Origin of the sequence: Pseudomonas sp. Kh14, assembly GCF_900291005.1 — a bacterium.
In the GTDB taxonomy this organism is placed as follows: domain Bacteria; phylum Pseudomonadota; class Gammaproteobacteria; order Pseudomonadales; family Pseudomonadaceae; genus Aquipseudomonas; species Aquipseudomonas alloputida.
Genome location: NZ_OLKJ01000301.1, coordinates 1 through 238, shown reverse-complemented (window position 1 = coordinate 238; position 238 = coordinate 1). Strand labels below are relative to the sequence as shown.

Below are 238 nucleotides of genomic sequence, written 5' to 3'. Positions count from 1 at the left end.
GGCCAGGACCTGGAGCTGCGCATGGCCGTGAAGATCCGCGTGCAGAACCCCAACGAAACCCCGGTGGATTTCAACGGCATCGCCCTCAACCTGGAGGTCAACGACCAGCCCCTGGCGGCCGGGGTGAGCGACCAGCGCGGGCATATCGGCCGCTACGACGAAGCGGTGCTGGTGGTGCCGGTGAGCGTCACCGCCTTCGCCTTCCTGCGCCAGGCCTACGGCCTGAGCCGGGTGGACT

Annotated in this window: 1 protein-coding gene; it reads left to right on the top strand. The window is 68.5% G+C overall.

All coding sequences use genetic code 11. The features are described from left to right. On the top strand, nt 1–238 hold a 238-nt coding region (locus FQ668_RS28205; RefSeq protein ID WP_178097273.1), incomplete at both ends, for an LEA type 2 family protein.